The 15,073-nt window shown below is 44.1% G+C and carries 15 protein-coding genes; 9 read left to right on the top strand and 6 right to left on the bottom strand.

Annotated features, from left to right (window positions below; all coding sequences use genetic code 11):
* Nucleotides 1–42: 42 nt before the first annotated feature.
* Genes Q3A68_RS02325 through hemJ form a run of 4 tightly spaced genes read left to right on the top strand, consistent with a single transcriptional unit; the run spans nt 43 to nt 2,875 of the window.
* Nucleotides 43–744: a response regulator transcription factor gene (locus tag Q3A68_RS02325; RefSeq protein WP_302899398.1), complete on the top strand. Its 702-nt coding sequence runs from the start codon at nt 43–45 to the stop codon at nt 742–744.
* A complete protein-coding gene (locus Q3A68_RS02320; protein ID WP_302899397.1) occupies nt 744–1,265 on the top strand; it encodes a tetratricopeptide repeat protein in 522 nt (173 codons plus the stop codon). Before Q3A68_RS02325 ends, Q3A68_RS02320 begins: the two co-directional genes overlap by 1 nt.
* Before the next feature lie 43 nt (nt 1,266–1,308).
* Nucleotides 1,309–2,334, top strand: coding sequence for a uroporphyrinogen decarboxylase (gene hemE / locus Q3A68_RS02315; RefSeq protein WP_302899396.1), 1,026 nt, complete (start codon nt 1,309–1,311; stop codon nt 2,332–2,334).
* A gap of 4 nt (nt 2,335–2,338) precedes the next feature.
* Nucleotides 2,339–2,875, top strand: a complete 537-nt coding sequence (hemJ, locus tag Q3A68_RS02310; protein WP_302899395.1) for a protoporphyrinogen oxidase HemJ — start codon at nt 2,339–2,341, stop codon at nt 2,873–2,875.
* A gap of 169 nt (nt 2,876–3,044) precedes the next feature.
* Here hemJ and Q3A68_RS02305 read toward each other — a convergent pair whose 3' ends face one another.
* Together Q3A68_RS02305 and Q3A68_RS02300 are read right to left on the bottom strand one after the other, a co-directional pair.
* Nucleotides 3,045–5,228: an alpha-galactosidase gene (locus Q3A68_RS02305; protein ID WP_302899394.1), complete on the bottom strand. Its 2,184-nt coding sequence runs from the start codon at nt 5,226–5,228 to the stop codon at nt 3,045–3,047.
* Nucleotides 5,229–5,275: 47 nt separating this feature from the next.
* Nucleotides 5,276–6,547: a metal-dependent hydrolase family protein gene (locus tag Q3A68_RS02300; RefSeq protein WP_302899393.1), complete on the bottom strand. Its 1,272-nt coding sequence runs from the start codon at nt 6,545–6,547 to the stop codon at nt 5,276–5,278.
* A gap of 77 nt (nt 6,548–6,624) precedes the next feature.
* On the opposite strand from Q3A68_RS02300, the gene Q3A68_RS02295 reads away from it, so the two are divergent.
* The 5 genes from Q3A68_RS02295 to Q3A68_RS02275 all read left to right on the top strand — a co-directional run bounded on the left by Q3A68_RS02295 (nt 6,625) and on the right by Q3A68_RS02275 (nt 11,072).
* Nucleotides 6,625–7,194, top strand: coding sequence for an RNA polymerase sigma factor (locus Q3A68_RS02295; protein WP_302899465.1), 570 nt, complete (start codon nt 6,625–6,627; stop codon nt 7,192–7,194).
* Nucleotides 7,166–7,966, top strand: a complete 801-nt coding sequence (locus tag Q3A68_RS02290; RefSeq protein ID WP_302899392.1) for a hypothetical protein — start codon at nt 7,166–7,168, stop codon at nt 7,964–7,966. The genes Q3A68_RS02295 and Q3A68_RS02290 overlap by 29 nt, the downstream gene beginning before the upstream one ends.
* Nucleotides 7,967–7,995: 29 nt before the next feature.
* Nucleotides 7,996–8,802: a PorT family protein gene (locus Q3A68_RS02285; protein ID WP_302899391.1), complete on the top strand. Its 807-nt coding sequence runs from the start codon at nt 7,996–7,998 to the stop codon at nt 8,800–8,802.
* 100 nt (nt 8,803–8,902) lie between these two features.
* Nucleotides 8,903–9,898, top strand: coding sequence for an ABC transporter ATP-binding protein (locus tag Q3A68_RS02280; protein WP_302899390.1), 996 nt, complete (start codon nt 8,903–8,905; stop codon nt 9,896–9,898).
* 208 nt (nt 9,899–10,106) lie between these two features.
* On the top strand, nt 10,107–11,072 hold the full coding sequence (locus Q3A68_RS02275) for a C1 family peptidase (protein ID WP_302899389.1): 966 nt from the start codon (nt 10,107–10,109) through the stop codon (nt 11,070–11,072).
* A 72-nt stretch (nt 11,073–11,144) separates the two neighbouring features.
* On the opposite strand, the gene Q3A68_RS02270 is transcribed toward Q3A68_RS02275, so the two are convergent.
* From Q3A68_RS02270 to Q3A68_RS02255, 4 genes are all read right to left on the bottom strand, one after another.
* A complete protein-coding gene (locus Q3A68_RS02270; RefSeq protein ID WP_302899388.1) occupies nt 11,145–11,480 on the bottom strand; it encodes an RNA recognition motif domain-containing protein in 336 nt (111 codons plus the stop codon).
* Nucleotides 11,481–11,616: 136 nt separating this feature from the next.
* Entirely contained in the window at nt 11,617–12,870 is a 1,254-nt protein-coding gene (gene ilvA, locus Q3A68_RS02265; RefSeq protein WP_302899387.1) for a threonine ammonia-lyase IlvA, read from the bottom strand.
* A 125-nt stretch (nt 12,871–12,995) separates the two neighbouring features.
* Complete coding sequence (locus Q3A68_RS02260; RefSeq protein WP_302899386.1) at nt 12,996–14,162, bottom strand: 2-isopropylmalate synthase; 1,167 nt, start codon at nt 14,160–14,162, stop codon at nt 12,996–12,998.
* 137 nt (nt 14,163–14,299) lie between these two features.
* A complete protein-coding gene (locus tag Q3A68_RS02255) occupies nt 14,300–15,058 on the bottom strand; it encodes a class I SAM-dependent methyltransferase (protein ID WP_302899384.1) in 759 nt (252 codons plus the stop codon).
* Between the last annotated feature and the right edge of the window lie 15 nt (nt 15,059–15,073).

Raw genomic sequence — 15,073 nt, 5'->3', positions numbered from 1 at the left:
CAACTTAATTCGTAAAAATTAGTGTTATAAATCGTTAATCACATGCATAAAAAAAGAATATTACTAGCAGAAGATGAAGAACATCTGTTAGAAGCTATAAAATTAAACCTCGAACTGGAAGGTTATAAAGTAACAACCGCCAACAATGGCAAAAAAGCGCTGCAAAAATTTAAAGAAGAGCGTTTTAACCTGGTGATACTGGACGTCATGATGCCCGAAGTAGACGGCTTTGTAGTCGCAGAAACTATCCGCCTGGAAAATTCTGAGGTGCCGATCATGTTCCTGACTGCAAAGAATACCAACGAGGATAAGATATCGGGTCTGAAAAAGGGCGCTGATGACTACCTGACCAAACCATTTAATCTGGAGGAACTGATCCTGCGTGTAAATAATCTGGTAAAAAGAGGTTTGAAAGGCGAAGAGCTGAAGGAGTTCAACAGCTACAAGATCGGCGATAAAACCATTCACTTTAACTCATTCGAACTGGTGAACGGCGACGGTTCAATCACCCCTCTGACCAAAAAAGAAACTATGCTGCTGAAACTGCTGATCGAGCGCAGGAATGATGCTGTATCACGTGAGCAAATTTTGGAAACCGTTTGGAACTATGATGTTTACCCATCAACACGTACCATTGATAACTTTATCCTGACCTTCCGTAAATATTTTGAACCTGACCCTAAAAACCCGGTATATTTTCATTCAATTCGTGGGGTAGGTTATAAATTTACAGATCAGCATTAATGTTCAGCAATAAGGCCCGGATATTTGTATTAAGCGTATTTTTTATCATGCTGGTACTATTTACCTACCAGCGCATATACCAACTTGCTGCATTTTGCTTTCTGATGATCGTCATGATCATTATTGAATATTTCAGACAGGGAACTTTGGTGCTGGCTGCTAAATACTATCATCAGAAGGATTTCGGGAAAACTGAAGAGCTGCTGAAGCAGATTAAAAAGCCTGAACTACTTAGTAAAAAACGCCGGGGTTTTTATGAATACATGATGGGGGCGGTATGCCTGCAAAAGCATGAATATGAAGCAGCAGAACGCCATTATGAGTTAGCTTCGCAGTACCCTCTGCGAACATTAAATGATCATATTGCCGCGCTGGTGCATGTAGCCAATATCAGTATCCGGCAGGGGAACTACGATAAAGCTGAAACCTTTTTAAAGCTCGCGTTAAAGGATAAAGAAAAGATAACAGCTAAAATGCTGGCGGTAATAGACCGGTTAAAGCAGGAAATAAAAAAACATTAACACATAGGTAGAGACGCGATGCATCGCGTCTCTACAATATTTTATGAGAGATTCACTATTTATTAAAGCAGCATTTTCAGAGAAGACAGACCGCCCACCTGTATGGATGATGCGCCAGGCAGGGCGTTTTATGAAAGAATATTGGGACATCAAGAATAAATACTCTTTTCTTGAGATGTGCAAAACTCCCGAAATTGCTGCTGATGTGACCATGCTCCCTGTTAATCTGTTGGGCATTGATGCAGCTATTTTATTTTCGGATATTTTGGTTACCGCTGAGGCTATGGGTGGTGACCTGAGCTTTGCCAATGGTATAGGGCCAAAGTTTTCAAATCCGGTTCGCAATCAGGCAGGTATAGACGCTTTGCAAACCGACGTCACCGATAAACTAAAGTATGTAGCTGATGCGATCAAAGTAATTCAGCAACGTTTGAATGGCAGTATTCCGCTGATTGGTTTTGCAGGAGCGCCGTTTACTGTGATGAGCTACCTTGTGGAAGGTGGGTCGTCAAAAGATTTTAAGCTGACTAAACTGTTGATTCATAATGAGCCGGAACTGGCACATCAACTGCTGTCCAAAATTGCTAAAGTAACCATTGATTATCTGAACCTGCAGATTGCAGCGGGTGTTAACGCTGTTCAGATCTTCGACAGCTGGGCGCAGGCATTGGCATGGGATGATTATAAAGAGTTTTCGCATAAATATATTACTCAGATTATAGCAGGATTGAACAGGAAAGATATACCGGTGATTTCGTTCTGCAAGGGCAGCTCTGTTTTTGCGCCGCTGATGGCCGAGGCCAAACCTGATGTGATCTCCATCGACTGGAATGTTGATCTGCTGGATATAAAGCAGCGCTTGCCAAAAGGCATTGCGGTCCAGGGCAACCTTGACCCGCATATTTTGTATGCAGATAAAAAGGTGATCAAAGAAAGGATACAGCGCTTGTTCGACAGAATGAAAGGGGAGAACGGATATATATTTAACCTGGGGCATGGCATCATGCCGGATATCCCATTTGATAATGTGAAATATGCCGTTGACATTATAAAAGAGTATAGAAATTAAAACTATGCTGTACCACTATGTGCTTGCCATACATATTATTTTTGTAGTCTGCTGGTTTGCAGGGTTGTTTTATATTGTCCGACTGTTTATTTACCATACAGAGGCACAGGATAAACCCGACACCGAAAAGAAAATACTATCTAACCAGTTCGTGATTATGGAGCGACGGTTATGGAACGTGATTACGGTCCCATCTATGATACTGACCGTAGCCGCTGGTATCACTATGCTTTATCTAATTCCAGACTGGCTACATCAAACCTGGCTGCATATTAAGTTAACGCTTGTGGTACTATTGCTTATCTACCACTTTATGTGCCAGAACAAGATTAAGCAAATGAGAAATGGCTTATTTATCTGGTCGTCCACCCGCCTGCGCATCTGGAATGAGATTGCTACCATATTTTTATTTGCTATTGTCTTCCTGGCTGTTGTAAAAGATGGGTTAAGTTGGATCTACGGAACAGTTGGCATCATCGTCTTCTCGATGATCATTATGTCGGCAGTGAAGATTTACAAGTACTTCAGGACGAACAAATAAATTCTTGAAATAAAAACACATGTCATTTCGACGAGCAGGGCAGCGTGGTGTACTAGCGCGAGGAGAAATCTTATACACCATGCATAGCCTGCTAGTCGCTTGTATAAGTTTTCTCCTCACCTGCCAACTCAATTCCTGCCTGTTCGTCGAAATGACAGGATTTTGTAATCTATTTCACTTCATTTACCCCCAATAGCACACTTGTCCGCCATTCTCTCACATCTGGATTAATACCAACGGTCATTAAATATTTGCCGCTGTAAGTAGCTTCAGCGATAGGTGATTTGGTTCCAGGGAATAAGTTCAACTCACTTACTGTATACTTTTTATCCGGGTCAAGACCCTTTAAAAGTATAGGTAAGTGTGAGCCTGTTGCATACCGATTGTTCACCAGGTAGTTGAACATAATGGCGCTGCCTTTCGCCTGATCGACATACATTACAGAAGCCACATCATTATCCCATGGACTTTGTAAACGAAACTGGTCGCCGTGCCAGATGGCTTCCGAATATTGTTTGTAAGTTTTTACTGCGCCCTGGCAAAAGGCCAATTCCTCAGGTTTTAATTTACCTACTACAATGTCAAAGCCCAGTTTACCCATCATGGCTACATCTGTGCGGAATTTGATAGGCTGCTTACCCCAATCGGTTACATGGTTTGAACTCGCCAGTGCTGGATAGAAGTAGGAATATTCCCACTGGATAAATATACGCTCGATAGGCTCGGTGTTATCGCTTGGCCAGTATTCAGTAAAGTATTGCAACGCACCATAGTCAACCCTACCGCCACCGCCGGAGCACAACATCATCGGCACTTTAGGATATTTAGCACGCAGGCGATCTAATACATGGTATAAGCCCCGTACATAGTCGGTATAAAAGTTGCCCTGGTTTTTCTCATATGCCGAATATGAATTATACATCAGCGAATTACAATCCCATTTAATATAAGCCAGTTCTGGGTTTTGTGTAAATAGCTTGTCAACGATACTGAACACATATTCTTGTACCTTTGGATTGCTTAGGTCCAATACCAACTGGTTACGCATATAATACTCAGGGCGCTGCGGCTGTTTTACGATCCAATCCGGGTGCTTTTCATATAATTCGCTCTTAGGATTTACCATTTCAGGCTCTACCCAGATACCAAATTTGACGCCATCCTCCTTAGCAGTTTTGGTCAGGAAAGCAATACCATCAGGTAGTTTGATCTTGTTTTCTTCCCAGTCACCCAGTCCAGCATGGTCATCGTTGCGGGGGTATTTATTTCCAAACCAGCCATCGTCCAATAAGAACAGATCGACAGCTAAGGTTTTGGTATCTTTCAGGATACCGGCAAGTTTTTGCTCATTGAAATCAAAATAGGTCGACTCCCAGTTATTCAGCAAGGTCAATCGCGAGCCTTCTCCATCTACGATTTTATATTTGCGTGCCCAGCTTTGCAGGTTACGGCTGGCTTCGCCTTTGCCTTTGTTTGAGAGCGTATAAACAACCTTAGGTGTGGTAAATTCTACGCCGGGTTTTAAGGTATAATCGCCGGCATAATTGTTAATGCCTGCAATCAGTCTTAAATTATTTGCCGGGTCAACTTCCAGATCGATGCGATAGTTTCCGCTCCATTCTACGTTCCCGTATAAAACTTCGCCTTCGTCTTCAGAAGCAGGTTTATTAAGGGACACCATAAAAACCGGTGGTTGAAACAGGTCGGCACGGGAGCCTAATTTAGAATCCAGCGTTTTGATGCCATGCATCAATTGTTCCTCCTCCGGACGCATTTCCTTTGCCCAGTCGCCATGATAATTTCTGAGCCAGTAGCTACCGGCTTGCAGGTACAGGTTTGCCGAAGCATATTTGTTCAATACCACATCTTTTTTCTCATGATGTTTGATTACGCTCCATTGTTCGGTTACGTTCTCATCAAAGTAAGTCTGGTAGTTTAAAGTGACCTGAAAATCATAAACCGGATCCTTCAGGTTGATGGTTAACAAGCTGACATCATCATTGACCTTGGTCACTTTATGATCCACATATTCCAAATCAAGCGACTTATTACCGTCTGCATGGGTTACCGCAATGGCAGGCTCGAGCAGGTTGCGCGAACCAGCCGGGGTATAGGCCGAATTGTACTCATCAGTTTTGTCATCCATGCGATAAGTTTTGGCGATGGTGGTATACTCGTTTTTATCGGCCAGCCTGCCGCCAAAATACACCATATCCAAGTGTTTGTCATTGCTAACCCGTAGCACGAGTGCATGATCTTTTGTTTCAACGGGGATGGTTTGTGCTTTTACGTTTAGGGAGATTGTTACAACTGTCAAACATACAATTGCAAATTTTGATACAAAAAGTTTCATTAGGTTGGTTTATAATTTAGTGGTAGCCAAATTTAAATAAATAATGCTTATTCCTGCCTGTAAATTACGCCGTCCTTCATTACCAATTTTACTTGTTTTACGGCTTTGATATCTTCGGCAGGATTGCCCTGAACTGCAACCAGGTCGGCAAAGTAGCCGGGTTTAATATTGCCTACATTCTTTAACTGCAAAACAGACGCATTGACCGAAGTAGCCGACCGTAAAATATCGATAGGCTTCATGCCATATTCTGCCATCAGGGCCATCTCGCGGGCATTATCGCCATGGGTAAAAACGCCCACATCACCGCCCATGCAAATAGTCACTCCAGCCTTCATAGCTTCGCTGAAAATATACTTTTTGTGTTTGATATCAGCATTATCGGGTTCGCCTTTCTTCCAGCCATCAAAATAAGTAGCGTAGGCTTCGGTTGCCGCAAGAGTAGGGCAAAGGGCTATATTTTTCTCCTTCATGAGTTTAAAAAGCTCAGGTGTGCCACCGTCACCGTGCTCAATAGTGGTGACACCTGCTTCAATGGCCCTGCGCAAGCCTTCTGAAGTAGTGGAGTGTACAGCCACAGTTCTTCCGCTGCTTTTTGCTACCTCTACTGCTTTTTTTAATTCCTCCACGGTGAAAGTTGGCGCTGCTTTGTGATCCAATCCCCAGCCGTAATCCGCATAAATTTTTACCACACCAGCACCATGCCCTATCTGCGAACGCACCACATGGGTGATACCTTCCTCGCCATCTGCTTCCTCACCGCCTTCTACAATTGTATTCTGATCCACTACATTTTTTGGGCCATAGCTGCCTGTTGCCACAATAGCACGGGTGGCAACCATCAAACGGGGTCCCGGAATGATTCCTTTATCAATAGCTGTCTTTAGCCCCACATCATCATAGCCGGCGCCCTCGGTTCCCAGGTCGCGTTCCGAGGTAAAGCCGGCCATCAGCGTTTTCCGGGCATGAACTACAGCACGTGCCGTGCGCTCCGCGCGGCTTTCTTTCAGCACCTGGTCATCCCAAAGCGTTTCGTTATAGGGATGAAGGAATAGATGCGAATGCCCCTCGATCAAACCTGGCATCAGTGTAGCACCTTTTAGCTCGATCACTTTTGCTGAGGCAGGTGCTTTTACATTGCCGGGATCACCTACTGTTTCTATACGATTGCCTTTTACCAGCACCACCCAGCCATTATGCATTTGTTCACCATCAAAAACACGGTCGGGTTTCAATAATGTATAAGTTTCCGTTGTTTGTGCGAAAACAAGACGTGCTGATGCCAGGATCAGTAATAAGATGAGTTGCAGTTTTTTCATGGTGTAAGCAAATTATCAAAAAATAATTTATCCTCCATGCAACCAATTGCCTTTAGTTTTCATCTTACCTTTAAATGATGTTTTTGGAGCACAAGTACACAATTGAAGATCTGGTAAAGCGCTGTAAGGCAAACGAACACAAAGCGCAGGAGTTGCTTTACAAGCAGTTTGCTTCAAAAATGCTGGGGGTATGCCTGCGTTACGCGAACGACAGGATGGAGGCCGAGGATATGCTGCAAAATGGTTTTATCCGGGTGTTTCAAAAGATTGCCGACTACCGCGCAGAAGGGTCTTTTGAAGGCTGGGTAAGACGGATCATGGTGCACAGCTCTATTGAATATTATCGAAAACATCATAAAATGCTTTCGGTGGCTGATCTGGAGCAAACAGGTAAGGAACCATCGGTTGATGCGGTTGCAGTAGCACGACTGGATGCCAAAGACCTGATGGCGCTGATACAGCAGCTCCCGCCGGGATACCGGATGGTGTTTAACCTTTATGCGATAGAAGGTTATTCGCACAAGGAGATCGGCGAGATCATGGGGATATCGGAAGGCGCCTCCAAATCGCAGCTATCGAGGGCCCGCGCCATATTAAAAGAACAAATTGTACAATCAGATGGAAAAAGGTATGAATATGCAGGATAAAGAATTTGATGATCTGTTCCACTCAAAGTTGGGAAATTTTGAGATGCAACCATCAGCAGAGGTATGGCAAAATATCGACGCTGAACTTACCGGGAAAAAGAAAAAAGGCATTTTCCAGATGCTGAGCATTGCTGCCAGTGTACTTATACTGCTTATAGCAGGCATATTGTTCATTCCTAAAAAGGGAGTTGTGAAAGGTAATAAGCCGGATAGTAATGTGGTTGTAAAGACGAACCCGTCAAAAATAAAACCTGGGAATACCGGTCCTGTAAATTCAGCTCAGAAACAGCAAGAACAATTGGCCGTAGTTGAGACACCGGTTAAGAATACAGCGAAAGCTAATCGAGCTAAAATAAACACAAACGCTGTTGAGCAGAAAGAATCGGCAAATCCGTCGATCGCAAAAACAGAAGTTGCTAAGTCTGAAGTTCGGCCTTTGATGGCATCGGCAGACACCAGAAGAGATGAGGCTATAAAGCAGGAGCCAATAGAGTTAACCGAGGCTACATCTGCAGCAGCAGAAAAGACCATGGATAACAGCGCCATCAATTTGCAGGATCAACCGGTGTTAGCCACAAATCAGCCTGCTAAAGCAGCAAAACCAGTGGTAAAAAAGCACGGAATACGCAGCTTTGGCGATATTGTGAACCTGGTAGTTGCCAAGGTGGATAAACGCAAGGACAAACTAATACAGTTTTCGGATTCAGACGATGACGAGTCTGTAGTATCAGCAGTGCACCTGGGTGCGCTTAAAATAAAAAGAGATAATTAATCAATTCAATCTAAACAGATAAAAACATTATGAAACGTTTACTATTTATTGTTGCCCTGGTATGTGTAGCGGCGGGCAGCGCTTATGCTCAGGATACCAAAACTGATTCGGTTAAAAAAGATACGTCAGCCAGTCATAATTGGAGCTGGAGTAATCATGAAGATGGTGATACCAGTACTACTCACCATTACCGTCATCATTATAATCATAACAGTGGGTTTTCTATAGGTCTTACCTTTTCAAGATTCGACTTGGGGTTAACCACATTGGTAGATAACGGCAGCTTTACCCTGTCGCCTAAAAATAATTTCCTGCGCTACCGATCATGGAAATCGAGTAATGTAGGCTTTGATGTATTTCAGTTTGGCTACCGCTTTACTGATGTGTTTAAAGTATATGTGTCGGGTGGGTTCGACTGGACATTGTTCCGTTTGCGCGAAAACGTTACCATATTGCCTAATCAACCCGTATTAACCTTCCGACGCGATAGCATTCAGTACAGCAAAAATCGCTTCGGATCAAGCTACTTGCGCATTCCTCTATCATTTGATATACGTACGCATGAAGACGCGCGCGGCAACAGGGCGCACTTTGTTTTCGGGCCGATTGCCGGGATATTCCTGAATGGACGTGTAAAACAGATCAGTGAAGAGAATGGCAAGCAGAAGATCGATAACGACTATCACTTTGCCAAAGTACGCTATGGCGGCTTTATGCGAATGGGTTATGCCGGATGGGGCGTATTTGCCAAATATTATGTCAACGATATGTTCGAGAACAGTCCGGATCAAAAAGGGTTGAGAAACTTCTCATTCGGATTTACCTTTGGATTCTAAAGGCACAATTTAAGGATTGCTGGGATTTATATGATTTGGAAGATCTGATATAGTCTCAGCAATCCTTTTAATCCTGAAATCGTGTTATCTTTGTAGTTCAATGGCTACTTCTTTTTTACACGCGGTTTCGATCAGTAAAATATATCCCGGTACTACCGATAGTGGGCTCAAGCTAACCAGTCTGGAAATAAGCCAAGGAGAAATAACAGCAATTATTGGCGCAAGTGGAAGCGGTAAAAGTACACTGCTTAGTTTGCTGTATGGGTTACAGTCGCCGGATACAGGAGAAGTGCGGTTTAAAGATGAACATGTTTGGGGGCCCGAAGAAAAATTGATACCTGGCCACGATGCCATGAAGATGGTAACTCAGGCAGAAGATGACCTGAACTTGTTTGCCAAAGTGCGTGACAACGTATCTGTGTTACTACCCAATACAGATGTTCGGGCTAAGATGGATAAAACCGAACAAGTGCTAAAGCAGCTTAATATGCTGCATCTGAGCGACAAGCGTGTAGCTGACCTGAGCGGCGGCGAAAAACAGCGGGTAGCCATAGCCAGGGCATTGGTGACACAACCCGAGGTTTTATTGCTGGATGAACCTTTCAACCAGGTAGATACATCTTTTCGGGATGGTTTGCAGGATGATATCCGACAGATCGTAAAAGATACCGGACTGACGGTGATTATGGTTTCCCACGATCCCGCAGAGGTATTATCTATGGCCGATACGCTGATCGTTTTAAAAGACGGCGAGATTATCGAATCAGGTCACCCAAAGAAAATATACAATGACCCCCAATACTTATATACGGCAAGGCTGCTCAATAACTGTAACGTGCTAAACGCTGATGAAGCCGGGGTTTGTGGCATCAAAGCAAAAAAAGAATGGGTAATGCTTTACCCGGAATGGGTAGAACCGCGCGATACCTGGGCAGGCAAGCGCTGGATAGTTAGACAGGTATTGTTTAAAGGTTTTTATGAAGAATTGCTATTGGAAAATAATGGTGTCACCCTGCGCATACTCAATGGACATCCTGGCAAGTTTATAGAAGGCAACAAAGTGAAAATAAAAATTGGCCGCTATTTGGAGTATTGATTTCTTCGTATTAAAAAAAATTATCAACAGACATTCCTGCCCTGATCGCATTTAAACTTGCATTTGGGGAATTTTAAATTGCTTACCAACACCGTCGGGAGATTGTTCTGGTCCGATCTTTGTCATTTTAATAACTTATTTTTATTATAATTGATTTATAATCACCCACATACCAGTGGTTTGAATTGTAAACTAAATCCCAAAGCGTATGAAGATCACTTACAAATCCTCCATCCTGTTATCATCAGCAATTGTAATGTTAATATTTTACGGTTGCTCCAAGTCAGAAAAGGTAAGTCCTGTACCAAACGATCAGCAACAGTCATCATTGCCATCAACAGCTGATGGTAAGCACTTGTATGGTTTGCTCCCAACCGGCCCGGAAGAGTATTCAACATTACCTGTGTATTCGCCTGATCTCTTTAAAAAACAGTTTGGTGCATTTGCTACCGGAGCTCCTGCTGTTGTTACATTGAGTAATCCTGCTGTGAGAGACCAGGGCCAGATAGGCTCTTGTACTGCCTTCTGTGGTGCTGAGGCTTATGAGATAGGCTACTTCTATAAAAATGGAGCGTACCCTACTTTGTTGAGTCCGGCATTTATTTATTATGAGGAAAGGGTAAACATCCAGCATCAAAGAATATCCGCAGATAATGGCGCGAATATGGTGAATATCGGTCAGGCCCTGCAGAAATATGGCGATTGTTTTGAGTCATTATATGCATACCCGAGCAGCGACAGGTCAACAGCTTATAAAACCCCGCCTTCCTCTGCCGCTATTTCAAATGCATTGGGCTACAAGGTAACCAGCTATACATTAGTAAATTCAGGTGATACTGCCGCAGTAAAGAACTTGCTGAGAAACAATGTGCCGGTAATGATGGGTTTTAACGTATATGATAAAACCAGCACTTACCAGTATTTTGAAGGCTTGAATACCACTAATTATACCTATAATCCACTTACAAGTAGCGGTGCATTAGCTAGTGGAGTAACCCTGCTTGGTGGCCATGCAGTGCCGCTTATCGGGTATGACGATAACAGGAAAGCGTTTCTTGTTCAGAATTCATGGGGAACATCATGGGGCAACAACGGATTCTTCTATCTGCCATATTCTGTTTTTATGAGCACCAAGGTTGTCCCCCAAGGAGGTGTTTATTACTTGACTCTGTAAAAAATATTTAAATAGAATTTGAAAGGCGCTTCAGTTTAGAGGCGCCTTTTTCATTTTGTAGATATAGTAAACCTACCTGGGTCTGCGCGGGCGCATTTTTCTGAAGCCCGGATCACCTGGTTTTTCCAATTTGCGGTATACCGGCGGTTTTGCAGGAGCTTCAGGTTCATCGGGGCGGATATTTACGGTGAGGGCACGATCGCCGATTGGGTAGCCGTTTAGCATAGCCACCATATTATCGGCCGAAGCCTGGTCGCCAACTTCTATAAACCCATAGCCTTTGCAAACGCGTGTTTTTTTGTCGCGTACCATTTTTATGGTTTTGACATCGCCATGCAAGCAAAAAATTTTCGCTAATTCTACTTCGTCCATACTCAGCGGGAAGCCGCTGACAAATAATTTTACCATCTCTGATTATTACAACGCAAAGCTAACCCAATTGCTTGCATTCCATGTTAAAATAAGTGAATTGTTGTTTTTCTAGATCAACGATGCGCGGGGGAGCATCAGTGATAAGTGTTTTTCACAAACGAACTTAAGAAATTTATACTAAATACTCAAACAAGGTTTGATCACGATTTAATTCTATTACATCAAAGCGTTCTTCTTCCATGCGCTGCAGCAGGGCGGGGTAGTCATCGGCCGATTTTAATTCGATGCCAACCAAAGCCGGGCCGCTTTCTTTTTCGGTTTTTTTGATGAACTCAAAACGGGTAATATCATCATGCGGACCGAGTACATTATTCACAAAAAGTCTTAAAGCGCCTGGTCGTTGCGGAAAACGAACGATGAAATAATGTTTCAGGCCCTCATAGAGCAGCGATTTCTCTTTGATCTCCTGCATGCGGTCGATGTCATTATTGCCGCCGCTGATGATGCATACTGCTTTTTTGCTTTTCAGCTTATGTTTGTATAGGTCTAAAACGGCTACAGAAAGTGCACCTGCAGGTTCAACTACAATGGCATCCTCGTTATAAAGTTTGAGGATAGTAGTGCATACCTTGCCTTCAGGTACCAGCAGCATGTCATCCAGTACCTCACGGCAGATAGGGTAGGTGAGTTCGCCTACACGTTTTACAGCAGCACCATCTACAAAGCGGTTGATAGTAGATAATGTTACCGGTTGTCCTTCATCTAGCGCACGCCGCATAGATGGCGCGCCTTCTGGCTCTACTCCGGCTATAAGTATTCCAGGTTTTTTTTGTTTCAGATAGGTGCCTGTTCCGGCAGCCAAACCACCGCCACCAATAGGAATGATGACTGCTTCTACATCAGGCAAATCTTCTAATATCTCGACGCCAACACTGCCTTGCCCTGCAATGATCTCGTAATTATCAAAGGGTGGGACGAACGTCATACCATTGGCTTCAGTATAGGCCAGGGCTTCTTTCAGGCAATCATCGAATGTATCGCCTGTCAGTATGATCTTTACGCTGCCATCGCCATGCATCTCGGTTTGCGATACCTTTTGCTTCGGGGTGATCTGCGGCATGAAGATAACGCCCTTGGTACCCAACCTGCGGCACGAAAAAGCAACCCCCTGCGCATGGTTACCCGCACTGGCACATACTACACCCCGGCTCAGTTGCTCAGCAGTTAGCTGGCTGATCATATTATAGGCGCCACGCAGTTTGTAGGAGCGAACCACCTGTAGATCCTCGCGCTTGAGATAAATTTCGCAGCCATAACGATCTGAAAGGCGTTGATTAAATTCCAATGGAGTTCGTTTCACTATGCCCTTAAGGCGCTCGTAAGCAGCTTCGAAATCAAGGGGGTATTTGGTTGAGGTAATATCCATGGTATTAAAACGAATTCCCCTTTAAGAGGGGGTGCGGCAGTTTTGTGAAGTAGGAGGGGCGTGTTCTTCGTCGCGCGTAGAAACACACCCCTGCCCCTCTCAAGAGGGGAATTGCAAAAATATCATTACTGTTTTACCAAATGATTTACCACAAGACCGTGCAAATCATCATCGCTGATGTCTAATTTATTATCAGCTAAAGTTAAAAAGCGGTGATAAGCACCTGCTAATTCTTCTTTATTAAGACTATAGCCCAATCTTTCTAAATGGAACTTCAGTGCATGGCGACCGCTGCGGGCAGTCAGCACAATACTCGCGCTAGGGAAGCCGACATCTTCCGGACGGATGATCTCATAGTTCTCGCGATTTTTCAGGAAGCCGTCCTGGTGGATCCCAGAGCTATGTGCAAAGGCGTTGGCGCCTACAATGGCTTTATTAGGCTGCACCGGCATGCGCATCTGCGTGCTTACCATGCGGCTGATCTCATAAATTTTTTGCGATTGGATATTGGTGTGAAGGCCGAGGCCTTGGTGTGTTTTCAGGATCATCACTACTTCTTCTATCGAAGTATTCCCGGCACGTTCGCCGATGCCGTTGATGGTGCCTTCTATCTGACGGGCGCCGTTTTGTAATCCGGCAACTGAGTTAGCTGTTGCAAGACCCAGGTCGTTATGACAATGAACAGAGATGATGGCCTTGTCGATATTCTTTACATTTTCTTTGAGGAAACGAATTTTGCTTCCGTATTGATCAGGCAGGCAGTAACCGTTGGTGTCAGGAATATTGACGACGGTAGCACCTGCCGCAATGACGGACTCGACCATCTTCGCAAGGAAGTGAATATCTGCCCTTCCAGCGTCTTCGGCATAAAACTCAATATCTTCCACGGCGCGTTTGGCATATTTTACGGCCTCTACAGCACGCTCCAAAATTTCTTCGCGTGTGCTGTTGAATTTGTGTTTGATATGCATGTCCGATGAACCTATGCCGGTATGAATACGTGGACGTTTAGCATATTGCAATGCTGCAATAGCCGAGTCAATATCACCTTTATTGGCACGGGTAAGCGCGCAAACGGTTGGCTCTTTTACGGCTTTGGATATCTCCACCACGCTCTGAAAATCACCAGGGCTTGATATCGGGAAGCCAGCTTCTATAATGTCAACACCCAGCGCTTCCAGTTCGCGGGCAATCTCTATCTTTTCGGGTGTGGTCAACTGACAGCCTGGTACCTGCTCACCATCGCGAAGCGTGGTATCAAAAACATAAACGCGGTTGGGATCGTGTAACATATTCTTAGATTTGAGATGTTAGATATGAGATGTGAGACGCCTGTCCTGTTCTATATCTGCATCCGGTTAATATTCAATAGTTAAATTTATCAATTTATGATCGTGATTTGAAAATCTCATATCTCAAACCTCACGTCTCATATCTCCTTTACAGCTACAAACCGCAGCCTTTTATAATCAGCATACCACTGGCCGTCTATTTCGTTAGTCGGTTGCAACAGGTCGGTGATTTCATTTAATATTTGTGTCAGCTCGCCAGCCGGTATCTGTTGAAACAACGATGATCCGAACATGCTGAACCATTTGGTTATGCCCTCGCGGCCATCCAGCAAGAGGGTGGGGCGATCAAAGTGCGACGTAAACGTTACCCTGAAACCACCTGCTTCCAATTTAGAGGCATATTCCGCTGTCGACGGAAAATACCACGGAAGGGCGATGTTACCTTTGATATATCCATAATTTCTGAGTACGGTTGACGCAGCGGCCATCATCAATTGATTATTCCCTTTGCCACCAAATTCGCCCACAAACCTGCCACCTGGCTTTAGCGCATTATAAACACTTTTTATCACGCCATCTGCATCGTGTATCCAATGCAATACGGCATTGGTGAAAACGGCGTCAAAAGGCTCATCAAAATGAAAGCTGGCAGCATTGGCTACATTAAAATTCAGTTCAGGATATTTAGCATTTGCTTTCGCGATCATTTCGGGCGACGCATCAATGCCGATCACTTCAGCACCATGCTCCTGAATTTGTTTAGCCAAATCACCAGTACCACACCCCAGATCAAGGATATGCTCACCGGGTTTTACATCCAGCAATGCCAACACACTCTCCCCGTATTGCGATACGAAAGCGTGTTTGTTGTCATATAATTCAGCATTCCATTTCATAAAATACGATTACAC

The organism is Mucilaginibacter tolerans (genome assembly GCF_030519375.1).
In the GTDB taxonomy this organism is placed as follows: Bacteria; Bacteroidota; Bacteroidia; order Sphingobacteriales; family Sphingobacteriaceae; genus Mucilaginibacter.
The sequence above is the reverse complement of the archived record's forward strand: the minus strand, read 5'-3'. Positions and strand labels throughout refer to the sequence as shown.